The organism is Oceanisphaera avium (assembly GCF_002157875.1).
GTDB lineage: Bacteria > Pseudomonadota > Gammaproteobacteria > Enterobacterales > Aeromonadaceae > Oceanimonas > Oceanimonas avium.
The window spans coordinates 1,409,505-1,422,427 of the sequence record NZ_CP021376.1 but is presented as its reverse complement, the minus strand read 5'-3'; the positions used below and the strand labels follow the sequence as shown (position 1 = coordinate 1,422,427).

The following is a 12,923-nucleotide window of genomic DNA, read 5'->3' as shown; positions in this document are numbered from 1 at the left end:
TGATAGTGGACAGACCGGTAGCGACTCATCAGCATGTTGTCATGTCTGACATGGCAAGTACCTGTCTTCCTCTAACAAGTAGTGCAAGTGAGTATGATTACAATAAAAAAAGGACTGGACCTCCCGATAGCCGGGGCACCAGAGCAAGTAATCTACGATGGCCCTGCCATCAAGCGCGTTGCTACGCTCGGTGAAGAGTATGTGGGCATGCGCCCTACCATGTACGTTAAGGTAGAGGATCATGTTAAAAAAGGTCAGGTGATCTTCGAAGATAAGAAGAATCCTGGCGTTAAATTCACAGCTCCCGCCGCCGGAACCGTGGTTGAAATTAACCGTGGCGCCAAGCGAGTACTGCAATCTGTCGTGATTGCCGTTGATGACAACGAAGAGCAGATTACTTTTTCAAAATATGCTTCTGCAGAAATCGCCACATTAGAACCCAACACCGTTCGTGAACAGCTCATTGAGTCTGGCATGTGGACGGCACTGCGTACTCGACCCTTCAGTAAAGTGCCTGCTGTAGATTCGACCCCTCACTCTATTTTCGTTACCGCCATGGATACTAATCCATTAAGCGCTCATGCTGAGCTGATCATTAAGGAAAACGCGCAAGCCTTTACCGATGGTCTCTTAGTAATAAGTCGCTTAACTGAAGGCAAAGTTCACGTCTGTAAGGGCGAGGGCAGTTTACCACAAGCACAAGCCAGCAATATTGAAGAGCATGGGTTCAAGGGCGTACACCCAGCCGGTTTACCCGGTACCCATATCCACTTTATTGACCCTATCGTGCCGGGCAAAGTGGTGTGGTCTATTAATTATCAAGACGTGATCGCTTTTGGCAAATTATTCACCACCGGTGAATTATTTACCGATCGGGTGATCGCCTTAGCTGGCCCTGTGGTACAAAAGCCACGTTTAATTCGTACGCGTATCGGTGCTTCATTAGATGCGCTCACGGCGGGCGAGTTGCAAGCGGGTGAAAACCGCGTGATCTCTGGCTCTGTGCTTTATGGCACGGCGGCGTCAGGTCCTCATGCTTATTTGGGTCGTTACCACTTGCAAGTGTCGGTATTGGCTGAAGGTCGTGAAAAAGAACTGTTTGGCTGGTTAGTGCCAGGTAGCAATAAGTTCTCTGTTACGCGCGCTTATTTAAGCCACCTGACAAAAGGCAAACTGTTTGACCTGACTACCACCACTAACGGTTCGCCGCGAGCAATGGTGCCAATTGGTAACTACGAGCGCATTATGCCGCTGGATATTTTACCCACCCTATTGCTGCGAGATCTTTTGTCTAACGATACCGACAGTGCAATAACCTTAGGTTGCTTAGAGTTAGATGAAGAAGATCTGGCGCTTTGTACCTATGTGTGTCCGGGCAAATATGATTATGGCCAAGCGCTGCGCAAGTGTCTGACCACAATTGAGCTAGAGGGCTAACAAATGAGCTTAAAACACACTCTGGAAAAAATGGAGCACCATTTCGAGCCAGGCGGTAAATACGAAAAATTTTACGCCTTGTACGAAGCAGTTGCTACCGTGCTCTATACCCCTGGTATGGTAACGCGTAACGCCTCTCATGTTCGTGACAGTATTGATCTGAAACGCATCATGATCATGGTGTGGTTGGCCACTTTCCCGGCCATGTTCTTTGGCATGTATAACTCAGGCGGACAAACCATTAACGCCTTGTTAAACATGTATAGCCCAGCCGATTTGGCAGGCGTGATTGATGGCAACTGGCGCTACAGCTTGGCACAAACCTTAGGGGCAACGCTGGGTGAGGGCGCAGGTTGGGGCAGTAAAATGCTCTTGGGTGCGACTTACTTCTTACCTATCTATGCCACGGTATTTATTGTGGGTGGATTTTGGGAAGTGATTTTTGCCAGCGTGCGCAAGCACGAAGTGAACGAAGGTTTCTTCGTAACGTCGGTATTGTTTGCCTTGATCGTGCCCGCCACCTTGCCGTTATGGCAAGCGGCACTTGGGATCACCTTTGGTGTGGTCATGGCCAAAGAAATCTTTGGCGGCACCGGTAAAAACTTCTTAAACCCAGCCCTGGCCGGTCGTGCTTTCCTGTTTTTTGCGTATCCTGCAGAAATTTCAGGTGACACTGTGTGGACGGCAGTGGATGGCTTCTCTGGTGCTACGGCACTGGGTCAGTGGTCTGAAGGTGGCGTTAACGCCCTGATGGACGTTAACACCGACCAAGCCATTACTTGGACCCAAGCTTTTATCGGCCATATGCAAGGCTCGATTGGTGAAGTCTCGACCTTAGCGATTTTGTTAGGTGGCTTATTCATTATCTATATGGGTATTGCTTCTTGGCGCATCGTCGGTGGGGTAATGGTAGGCATGATCGCCATGGCCACACTGTTTAACTTTATTGGCTCCGACACCAATGCCATGTTTAGCATGCCGTGGTACTGGCACTTAGTCGTGGGCGGTTTTGCGTTTGGTATGATGTTTATGGCCACCGATCCGGTGTCAGCTTCCTTTACCAATAAAGGTAAATGGTGGTACGGCGCTTTAATTGGCATCATGGTTATCTTGATCCGTGTAGTGAACCCCGCCTTCCCCGAAGGCATGATGCTGGCGATTTTGTTTGCCAACCTGTTCGCTCCCTTGTTTGACCACTTAGTGGTGCAAGCTAACATCAAACGGAGACTGGCTCGTGGCTAAGAGAGAATCAGTTGGCAGAACTTTTGCTGTCATTATCGTCTTATGTTTGGTGTGTTCTGTGGTGGTATCTGGCGCAGCGGTATTGCTTAAGCCTACCCAAGAACTCAACAAAGCACTGGACGTACAAACCAACATAGTACAAGTAGCCGGCCTTGGCCGCGCTAACGTAGCCGAAAACTATAAAAAATACATAGACGCTCGGTTATGGGATATTGAAAAAGGGGAGTTTTCAGATAAGCCCGTTGAAGGTTACGACCAACGCATAGCGGCCAAAGAAGAAGACACCAGTATTAAGTTAAGCCCAAGCGAAGACCCTGCAGGTATCCGCCGTCGTGCTAACTTAGTCCCAATATACATGGCCAAAGATGAAGACGGTAACTTGGACAGTATTATTCTGCCCATGCACGGTCAAGGTCTGTGGTCCACTATGTATGCATTTGTGGCCGTGGCCCCCGATGGTGAAACCATTAAAGGCATCACTTACTACGACCAAGGTGAAACCCCAGGTCTAGGCGGTGAAGTGGAAAACCCAGCTTGGCGTGCCAAGTTTGTGGGTAAGAAGCTGTATGACGAAAATGGCAATCCGGCGATTAAAGTGGTTAAAGGCGAAGCGCCTGCCGACTCTGCTTCCAGTGTCGATGGCCTTTCTGGTGCAACCTTAACCTCTAAGGGCGTACAGCAAACCTTCGAGTTTTGGTTAGGTGAGAAAGGCTTTGGACCTTTCCTGACTGAGGTTCAAGAAGGCAAGCTAGAGACAGGAGAGCGCAACAATGGCTGATAAAGCAGAAGTAAAAAAAGTCCTCTTTGGACCTATTATCGGTAATAACCCGATTACCCTGCAGGTATTGGGAATTTGTTCGGCACTGGCCGTTACTTCACAGATGCAAACCGCATTCGTGATGTCATTGGCGGTAATTGCGGTAACGGCGTTTTCGAACCTGTTTATCTCATTGGTGCGCAACCAAATTCCAAACTCGGTACGTATTATCGCGCAAATGGCGATTATCGCATCCTTAGTAATAGTGGTGGACCAGATCCTCAAAGCCTATGCCTATGACATCTCTAAGCAGCTGTCGGTGTTTGTTGGCTTGATTATTACTAACTGTATCGTAATGGGTCGCGCCGAAGCTTACGCCATGAAGAGCCCACCTTTAATGTCATTTTATGACGGTATTGGTAACGGCATGGGTTATGGTTTGATCTTGCTGATCGTGGCCACTATCCGAGAAATTTTTGGCTCAGGCACCTGGTTTGGTATGGAAATTCTGCCGTTAGTTAAAAATGGCGGTTGGTACCAGGCAAACGGCTTATTGCTGTTACCGCCCAGTGCGTTCTTTATTATCGGTGGCATTATCTGGGTACTGCGTACCATGCGCCCCGATCAGGTTGAGGCGAAGGAGTAAGCATGGAACATTTTATTAGTTTGTTTGTTCGTGCCATTTTCATCGAAAACATGGCATTGGCTTTCTTCCTCGGCATGTGTACCTTTTTGGCAGTATCAAAAAAGGTAAAAACCTCATTTGGTCTGGGTGTGGCCGTAACCGTAGTACTGACGTTGTCAGTGCCAGTTAACAACTTAGTCTACAACTATGTACTGAAAGACGGTGCCTTGGTTGACGGCGTGGACTTGAGCTTTTTGAACTTCATTACCTTTATCGGCGTCATTGCAGCGTTGGTACAAATCTTGGAAATGTTGTTAGATAAGTTCTTCCCTGCGCTGTATAACGCCTTGGGCATTTTCTTGCCGTTGATCGCTGTAAACTGCGCCATCTTTGGTGGTGTTTCTTTCATGGTACAGCGCGATTATAACTTCGCTGAGTCTATCGTTTACGGCTTTGGCTCAGGCATCGGTTGGATGCTAGCAATTGTGTTGCTGGCCGGTATCCGCGAGAAGATGAAGTATTCAGATGTGCCTGATGGTTTACGTGGCTTGGGGATTACCTTTATCTCTGCCGGCCTAATGGCAATTGGCTTCATGTCTTTCTCTGGCATATCCCTGTAATCCGGTGATAGAAAAGGAATAAACGATGGAAATCATTCTAGGCGTGGTCATGTTCACCGTGATCGTGCTGGTCCTAGTAGGCATTATCCTGTTTGCTAAGTCCAAGCTGGTTGAAGAAGGGGACGTGGTCATTAGCATCAACGATGACCCTGACAAGACCATTACCACCAGTGCCGGCGGTAAACTGCTCGGTGCCTTGGCCAATAACGGTATCTTTGTTTCCTCTGCCTGTGGCGGTGGTGGTACCTGTGGTCAGTGTCGCGTACGTATTTTAGATGGCGGTGGTGAAATTCTACCAACCGAGCTTGATCATATTTCTAAAGGCGAAGCACGCCATGGTGAGCGTTTGTCTTGCCAAGTGAACGTTAAACAGAATATGAAAATTGAGCTGCCAGAAGAAGTATTCGGCATCAAGAAGTGGGATTGCGAAGTCTTGTCTAACGACAGTAAAGCCACTTTCATTAAAGAATTGAAGCTGAAAATTCCAAATGGCGAAAGTGTTCCTTTCCGAGCCGGTGGTTATATTCAAATTGAAGCGCCACCGCACCATGTTAAGTACAAAGACTTTGATGTGCCTGAAAAATTCCGCGAAGATTGGGATAAGTTTAAAATCTTCGAGTTAGAGTCTAAAGTAGACGAGGAAACCATCCGCGCTTACTCCATGGCTAACTATCCGGAAGAAGAAGGCATGATCTTACTGAACGTGCGTATTGCCACACCGCCACCGCGCAACTGGGACGCACCTCCAGGCAAGATGTCTTCCTACATCTGGTCTTTGAAGCCAGGCGACAAAGCCACTATCTCAGGCCCATTTGGTGAGTTCTTTGCCAAAGACACCGATGCCGAAATGGTATTTGTGGGCGGGGGTGCAGGTATGGCACCGATGCGCTCGCACATCTTTGATCAACTTAAGCGTTTGGACTCTAAGCGTAAGATCAGTTTCTGGTATGGTGCCCGTTCACGTCGCGAAATGTTCTATGTAGAAGATTTTGATGGCTTGGCCGCTGAGCATGACAACTTTACTTGGCATGTGGCTTTGAGTGACTCCACACCTGAAGATGAGTGGACCGGTTACACCGGCTTTATCCACAACGTCTTGTATGAAAACTATCTGCGGGATCACGAAGCGCCTGAAGATTGTGAGTACTACATGTGTGGACCGCCGGTGATGAACGCCGCTGTTATCAATATGCTCAAAGATTTGGGTGTAGAAGAAGAAAATATTCTGCTTGATGACTTTGGTGGTTAACCCGTTATAAACACAATTTGTTATCTACGACTCACGCTATCGTGAGTCGTTAAACATAAAGGTGCATAAACTCATATGAGTTCATATATAACAAAATGGCTGGCTCCAGTGGGGCTGGCCTTTTTATTGGTCGCCTGTAAGCCGGCTGGCACGCCTGCAGCTTCTGGCCAAGCCGAGCTACATTTAACTGGCAGCACTATGGGGACCTATTATTCCGTAAAAGTAGTGGGTGCAGATAAAGAGCAAGCTAAACAGCTACAAGCACAAATTGATCAACGACTCGAAGTCGTTAATCAGCAGATGTCTACTTACTTGCCAGATTCGGAGCTGAGTCGCTTTAACCAATCCACTTCAACAGCGCCTTTTGCTGTATCGGTTGATACGGCAACGGTAGTAACTGCCGCCTTGCAGCTGGGTAAACAAACCCAGCGCACGCTAGATGTGACCATAGGCCCTTTGGTTAATTTATGGGGCTTTGGCCCAGATGAAAGACCAGTACAAGTGCCGAGTGATACACAGCTAAAAGCGGCGCTGACTCATACGGGTCTTGAGCACTTACGAGTCGAAATAGACGCCCAAGGTCAGTATTTACAAAAAGAAATCCCTGAGTTGTATTTAGACTTATCTTCTATTGCTAAAGGCTTTGGCGTTGATGTGGTGGCCGAGTATTTAGATGAGCAAGGCTTACATGATCACTTAGTAGAAATTGGCGGAGAAGTGCGCTTAAGTGGCTATAATGGTCATCACAAGCCATGGACTATCGCCGTAGAAAAGCCCCACCATGATGACGAACGCGCTGATGAGCTAGTACAACAGATCATCGTCCCTGGAAATAACAGTGTCGCCACTTCGGGTGATTATCGTAATTATTATGAGATGCAAGGGCAGCGCTTATCCCATACCATAGACCCAAACACCGGCCACCCCATTACTCATAATCTTGCGTCCGTGACAGTAATTCATGCCTCCTGTATGATAGCTGACGGGCTAGCTACGGCATTAACGGTGATGGGCACAGACGCCGCTTTGGCCTTTGCCGAGCAACACGAGCTTGCTGTATATCTGCTGACCAAAACGGACGATGGCTTTAAAGTAGATATGACCCCTGCTTTTAAAAAGTATTTAAGAGGTTGATATGACTTACTTTCTGATTACCTTTGCCGCGTTTGGTTTGGTGTTTTTTGCCATGGCAATTGGTTACATAATACAGCGTAAAACCATTGCCGGTTCTTGCGGTGGCCTAGGTAGTGTCGGTATAGAAAAGGCCTGCGACTGCGATGATCCTTGTGAGAGTCGGCAAAAAAAGCTGGCCAAAGCCGAAGCTAAGCGGCAAATGCTCGAAGAAAATAGAATTATTTAACGCCCTGCAGGCGTTAAATAATGCTGTACGTTAACCGCTGTACGCTGTACGAATGGGTCTTTCGTATGGCGCTTAACCTATAGCGTACAGCTGCCTTTCACGTATGCGCAAAATTATTCATGTGGATATGGACTGCTTCTTTGCGGCAGTAGAAATGCGTGCTCGACCAGAGTGGCGCGATATTCCCATGGCGGTAGGTGGGCGGCCCGAACGACGCGGCGTGATCACCACCTGTAATTATCCGGCGCGCGTATTTGGCATTCATTCGGCGATGTCCAGTCACCAAGCGTTGCAGCGTTGTCCGCATTTATTATTAGTGCCTGGCAATATGCCAAGCTATAAAGCGGTCTCTTTGCAAATTCGCGAAATCTTTCATCGTTACACCGACTTAGTTGAACCTCTTTCCTTAGATGAAGCCTTCCTAGATGTGAGCGACAGCCCGTGGTTTAAAGGAAGCGCGACCCGCATCGCTGAACATATTCGTGCCACCATAGCGCATGAGCTTAACCTCACTGCCTCGGCAGGCGTGGCGCCCAATAAATTCTTGGCCAAAATTGCCTCCGATGAAAATAAACCCAATGGCTTGTTTGTGTTGCCACCGGCTAAAGTAGCGGATTTTGTTCAGCAACTGCCGCTGACTAAAATACCCGGTGTGGGCGCTAAAACGGCGCAAAAACTCGAACTCCTTGGGCTAACTCATTGTCATCAATTAGCCGCATTTGGCGAAAGCGAGTTAATACGCCGTTTTGGTAAATTTGGTGCTTTATTGTGGCAGCGCGCTCAAGGCCTAGATGAAAGACCCGTACAAGCGCACCGGGTGAGAAAGTCGGTAGGGGTGGAAACCACCCTAATTGATGATATCCAAACCACAGAGCAAGGCTTAACCGTGCTTGCACAATTATGGCCTGAGTTAGTTAAGCGCTTGGATAATAGAGCCATCAAAGGGCTGTGTATTAAGCTTAAATTTAGCGACTTTAGCCAAACCACCTTATCTCGGCGCACACCAGTACTCGCACTGGAGTTTGCCCAGCTATTGTGTATAGAAGGCTGGCAGCGAGCAAAAGGGCGCAAAGTGCGCTTAGTGGGAGTCAGTGTAGAGCTAAATGCCACGCCTAACACCGAGCGCCAACAACTGAGTTTTGATTGGAAATAGAGTGTAATCAGGCGCTAAAAATAGTTATTGAGTGTTATTTTTTAGGGCTGTTTGTTGCTTTTCTGGCGCTGGGTCATCGCCATCTGGCTGGTGCGCAACCTTAAACGAGGCGGCAGCGTTATTATCCGTCGGCTCAGCGTGGGCCACACCTAAATAACTGGCGCTAAGGGCAAGAAACAGGGCTACTGACGAAGTGTTCATGTTCGCTCCTTGTTGATCTTTTTAAATGTCTTTTTACCCTAACAGCTTATTCGCTAATAAAAAACCGCTAATCGATAGCGGCTCTTAAAGGTGAGTCACAGATAGACGCGCTAATATAGCGCGCTGTTATTGTAAATTATCTTCTTCTTGCCAGCCAAAATTAGCATTATTGTGCGTCTCTGCTTGGTTTGGCGTTTCTTGTACCCAACCGCCTTGATTGTGGGTGCTTGAGGAGGGTTCTTTTAAGCGATTAGCTTTCGAGGTAGTAGAGCGCTGCCCCTGTCCATAGGTGTAATTTAAATTGGCTCCGGTAGGTTGGCCACTTTGTGGGGGCGCAATAATAACGTTACTAGAAGCACCCACAGCAGGTTGTGCCGTGGCGACATTAGCATCTGTATAATCAACGGCTGGGTTATCTCTGCCATCGTTTAGGGGTGCTTGTACCTTAGTGGGCTCTTCATGGCGGCGGTCATTTTGAATACCCGGCGCCATCTTGCGGGTTTCATCTAAAATCTCACGGCCAAAGTTAATTACGCCGCTAAAGATATTATCGGCCATGGCGGGCAGGGCAAACAGGGAGAGTGCTACGCACAAAGGAGCGTGTTTTAGTGAAAGGCGACGCATGCAAACCTCAATCGTTAAATTAAAAATGATGTAGGCCAATTTATGCAGCATAAGTCAGCCTAACTTGGCCAAATGATAAGCTAAAACCCGCGTTGATCCTACTTAAGTCTGCGCCCGACAGACCTTGTAAGGTGCTATGGTTTTTTAAAGGTGCTGGGCGCGCTTTTTAGGAATATGGCGTAATACTTCGGTGAGTAGCTGCCAAAATCGTGCAACAGCTGCAATATTAACTCGTTCATCAGGCGAGTGAGCGCCTTGAATAGTCGGGCCAAAAGACACCATGTCCCAATGAGGATAGTGGGCCTTAAATAAGCCGCATTCTAAACCGGCATGGATCACTTTCACTTGGGGCAAGCTGCCAAATAAACGCTGATGAGACTCAAGTAATAATTGCATAATGGCGGAGTGAGGATCGGGCTGCCAGCTAGGATAAGCACCACTAAATTCACAAGCTGCCCCCACACTGGTAAAGACGGCTGCGGTGCGACTGGCCACGGCTTCGCGCCCAGCTTGGCTTAAAGAGCGAATTAAGCACTGAATATAAATATGCTCGGCGTGAGTTTCTATTACCCCTAAGTTGGTGGAGCTTTCTACTACGTCTGTCATTTCTTGGCTCATGGCCACCACCCCATGAGGGCAGGCGAGCAAGGCGTGGCTTAAACGATGTTGCAGCTCTTGGCTCATTACGCGCTTAGGCAGCTGGGCCTCTTGTAGCTGTAAACAAATATGATCATCCACACCCTGGTAATGCGCTGTGATCTGTTGTTGTTTATGTTCAATTAACTGGCGTAATGAGGGCAGAGCACTGGGCGCTAGGGTCAGTAGCGCTGAGGCTTCGCGAGCGATGGCATTTCGTAGCGTCCCGCCACTCACTTCACTGAGCCGTACCTCTGGGAACGACTCGATAGCGACCAACAGCTCAGCTAATAACCTATTGGCACTGGCGCGCCCTTGATGAATGTTAATACCAGAATGGCCCCCTCTTAAGCCAGAAATAGTTAAATTTAGCGCTTGATGCTCACAAGGGACAGCTTCAGCAACATAAGGGAAGGTGATATTGGCATCCACGCCACCAGCACAGCCCATATAGACATCGCCGTCTTGCTCTGAGTCGGTATTAAGCAAAATATCGCCCTCGAGTACCCCTGGCTCTAAACCAAATGCCCCCGTCATTCCACTTTCTTCATCCACAGTCAATAACACTTCCAGTGGACCATGGGTGAGTTGTTCATCTGCTAAGACTGCTAAACAGGCCGCAAGGCCAATGCCATTATCTGCGCCTAAGGTGGTGCCACGAGCACGCACCCAGTCGCCATCAATATAAGGCTGAATAGCATCACGAGTGAAATCGTGGGGAGTATCGGCATTAGCTTGAGGCACCATATCCAGATGCGCTTGTAAAATGACCCCTTGGCATTGCTCTCTACCTAGGCTGGCGGCTTTGCGAATAATAAGGTTGCCAGTCGCATCTTGAAACACGGTGAAGGATCGTCCCCGAGCCCAGTCGGTTATCCATTGGCGCAGCGCCGCTTCGTGACCAGAGGGGTGGGGAATACTGCAGATAGTATTGAAAAACTGCCACAAGGGCTGTGGCGAAAGGCTATTAATAGCGCAAGACATAGCGGCTTACCTTAATCACTGTAAAGCCCAAGCTTAACGCCTGTACTTGGCAAGGAGCAAATACTGATAGGGTCTCAGTATTTGCTCGGGTTCCATTTGCTGTGACTGAGAGAAGAAGTTGAGCGCCTATTAAGTGCTAAAACTTAAGCGCCTTACACTACAAAGGTATTCATCTCACTGGTTAACCGCCCTCCTAAGCCCGATAAAGTGGTACTGGCTTGCTCTGTTTCTTGGGTTTTAAGGCGCGCGGCATCGGCCAACTCACTGAGCCTATTTAAGTTACGGCTAATATCGGCGGTGGTTTGGCGTTGCTGCTCGGCGGCGGTGGCGATATGGCTATTCATATCATTAATTAATGCCATGCCCTCACTAATAGCGCGTAACGCGCTGCCGGCTTGGTTTGCTGTTTCTTGGGTTTGAGTAGCGCTTTGCATCAGCTCACTCATTTGCAATACCGTGTGATTGGCCTCTTTCTGTAACCCTTGAATAATAGTTTCTACTTCATCGGTGGAACTTTGAGTACGAGTGGCCAAGTTTCTAACTTCATCAGCCACTACTGCAAACCCTCGACCTTGCTCTCCCGCGCGAGCGGCTTCAATAGCGGCATTAAGTGCAAGCAAGTTAGTTTGCTCGGCAATGGCACGGATCACTTCTAGTATGCTGCCAATTTGTTGCGCCCGTGCGGCGAGGGCTTCGATGCCTTGTTGATTATGAGCCAGCTTAGTCACCAAGCTGGCCGACTCTTGACAGGTTAGCTCCACCTTAGCGCTGCCATCTCGCGCCGCTTGCGCCGAGCTTTGACTGGCTGCGGCGGCTTGCTCTGCCGCTTGTGCCACTTCTTGGCTGGAGGCGGTCATTTGATTCATGGCCGTAGCTACTTGTTCTGTTTCATGGACTTGCTGCTCAGAAGCATCGCGGTTATGGCGGGCAATATCGGCTAAATGTGCGGCGGCGGTGTTCATTTCGCTGCTAATGGGTGAGAGTTTGCGCACCGTTTGTGCTAAGCGACTACAAAACGCATTAAAATTTTGACTTAGCAAAGTCACTTCATCGCGGCCTTGTTCATTTAAACGCTGGGTTAAATCTGCCTCGCCATGGGCAATGTCATGCAGTGCCAATACAGTGTCGGACATAGGTCTAATAATGCTACGAATTAAGACATAAGCGATAGCAATGGCCAGCAGCGCTAAGCTAACGGCGATTAAAAATACCTGGTTAGCCATAGCCCATAGCTGAGTATTAACGTCATCGACATAAATACCTGTGCCTATTATCCAACCCCACGGCGAAAAGCCTTGTACATAAGACACCTTAGGCACCGGATTAGCAAAGCCCGGCTTAGGCCATAAGTAATCGACAAAACCTTGCCCTTGGCGACTCACTAGGGTGGCCATTTCTATAAACAGTGCTTTGCCGCTAGGATCGGTTAGTGTACTAAGGTCTTGGCCATTAAGCTGTTGGTTGAGCGGGTGCAATATCATTGTGGGCTTAGCATCATTGACCCAAAAGTAATCATTATCGCCATAACGCAGCTGAGCGATACTGGCTAATGCTTGGTGTTGTGCTTGAGCTTCACTGAGCTCGCCGCTTTGTTGCTGTTGGTAATAATGATTAACTAAGCTGAGCACCGACTCCACTTGGCGCTGAGCTTGAGTGTGTTTTTCGCTCATTAAGCTTTGATAAAATAAGCCCAGCATAAAAGCAACAATCAGCACTAAGCCGCTAAGTAATACCAGTAAGTTTAAATAAAGTCGTTTAGCAATTGACAGTGAGCGCAACCAAGTCATGTCGGTATTCCTTTTGTGTTGTTAAGAATATTCCATTCATTCACGTGTGCTTAGAGGCAGGTTTTTTACTGGGTAAGAAAGAGGCTGCAGCATAATCCACACTTTAAGTAGGTGTAAGAGGTGGATGTAGAATGTGTGAGCTATCCGGCTGGTACTTTAGTCGTAGCGGGCTTAGCTTCGCGCGCAAAGATTTGGCGCTTGGTAGAGCCAGATAGAAAAGTTTGGTTAATAAAAACTGTAGCTCTGGT

Annotated in this window: 13 protein-coding genes; 9 read left to right on the top strand and 4 right to left on the bottom strand. The window is 48.2% G+C overall.

Annotated features, from left to right (window positions below; genetic code table 11):
* Positions 1-93 precede the first annotated feature (93 nt).
* The 9 genes from CBP12_RS06540 to dinB all read left to right on the top strand — a co-directional run bounded on the left by CBP12_RS06540 (position 94) and on the right by dinB (position 8,443).
* Positions 94-1,437 carry a Na(+)-translocating NADH-quinone reductase subunit A gene (locus tag CBP12_RS06540; RefSeq protein ID WP_086965424.1) on the top strand — a complete coding sequence of 448 codons (1,344 nt, stop codon included), beginning with the start codon at positions 94-96 and terminating at the stop codon, positions 1,435-1,437.
* Between the two features lie 3 nt (positions 1,438-1,440).
* Positions 1,441-2,679 carry an NADH:ubiquinone reductase (Na(+)-transporting) subunit B gene (locus CBP12_RS06535; protein WP_086963723.1) on the top strand — a complete coding sequence of 413 codons (1,239 nt, stop codon included), beginning with the start codon at positions 1,441-1,443 and terminating at the stop codon, positions 2,677-2,679.
* Complete coding sequence (locus CBP12_RS06530; protein WP_086963722.1) at positions 2,672-3,457, top strand: Na(+)-translocating NADH-quinone reductase subunit C; 786 nt, start codon at positions 2,672-2,674, stop codon at positions 3,455-3,457. Before CBP12_RS06535 ends, CBP12_RS06530 begins: the two co-directional genes overlap by 8 nt.
* The gene (locus tag CBP12_RS06525; protein WP_086963721.1) at positions 3,450-4,082 is read left to right on the top strand and encodes an NADH:ubiquinone reductase (Na(+)-transporting) subunit D; all 633 of its coding nucleotides are present in this window, start codon (positions 3,450-3,452) and stop codon (positions 4,080-4,082) included. The genes CBP12_RS06530 and CBP12_RS06525 overlap by 8 nt, the downstream gene beginning before the upstream one ends.
* A 2-nt stretch (positions 4,083-4,084) precedes the next feature.
* Complete coding sequence (gene nqrE, locus CBP12_RS06520; protein ID WP_086963720.1) at positions 4,085-4,681, top strand: NADH:ubiquinone reductase (Na(+)-transporting) subunit E; 597 nt, start codon at positions 4,085-4,087, stop codon at positions 4,679-4,681.
* 25 nt (positions 4,682-4,706) lie between these two features.
* Positions 4,707-5,930, top strand: coding sequence for an NADH:ubiquinone reductase (Na(+)-transporting) subunit F (nqrF, locus tag CBP12_RS06515; RefSeq protein ID WP_086963719.1), 1,224 nt, complete (start codon positions 4,707-4,709; stop codon positions 5,928-5,930).
* Positions 5,931-6,005: 75 nt separating this feature from the next.
* The gene (locus tag CBP12_RS06510; protein WP_086963718.1) at positions 6,006-7,064 is read left to right on the top strand and encodes an FAD:protein FMN transferase; all 1,059 of its coding nucleotides are present in this window, start codon (positions 6,006-6,008) and stop codon (positions 7,062-7,064) included.
* Position 7,065: 1 nt separating this feature from the next.
* Positions 7,066-7,290 (top strand): (Na+)-NQR maturation NqrM, encoded by a 225-nt coding sequence (gene nqrM, locus CBP12_RS06505; RefSeq protein ID WP_086963717.1) that lies wholly within the window; start codon positions 7,066-7,068, stop codon positions 7,288-7,290.
* A gap of 103 nt (positions 7,291-7,393) precedes the next feature.
* Positions 7,394-8,443, top strand: a complete 1,050-nt coding sequence (dinB, locus tag CBP12_RS06500; RefSeq protein ID WP_086963716.1) for a DNA polymerase IV — start codon at positions 7,394-7,396, stop codon at positions 8,441-8,443.
* 24 nt (positions 8,444-8,467) lie between these two features.
* Here the strand turns inward: dinB and CBP12_RS13455 are convergent, their stop codons facing one another.
* From CBP12_RS13455 to CBP12_RS06485, 4 genes are all read right to left on the bottom strand, one after another.
* Complete coding sequence (locus tag CBP12_RS13455) at positions 8,468-8,644, bottom strand: hypothetical protein (RefSeq protein ID WP_157420065.1); 177 nt, start codon at positions 8,642-8,644, stop codon at positions 8,468-8,470.
* A 126-nt stretch (positions 8,645-8,770) separates the two neighbouring features.
* Positions 8,771-9,268 carry a hypothetical protein gene (locus CBP12_RS13550; protein ID WP_198341870.1) on the bottom strand — a complete coding sequence of 166 codons (498 nt, stop codon included), beginning with the start codon at positions 9,266-9,268 and terminating at the stop codon, positions 8,771-8,773.
* 144 nt (positions 9,269-9,412) lie between these two features.
* Entirely contained in the window at positions 9,413-10,888 is a 1,476-nt protein-coding gene (locus tag CBP12_RS06490; protein ID WP_086963715.1) for an aminoacyl-histidine dipeptidase, read from the bottom strand.
* Positions 10,889-11,040: 152 nt separating this feature from the next.
* Entirely contained in the window at positions 11,041-12,675 is a 1,635-nt protein-coding gene (locus CBP12_RS06485) for a methyl-accepting chemotaxis protein (protein WP_086963714.1), read from the bottom strand.
* Positions 12,676-12,923: the final 248 nt, after the last annotated feature.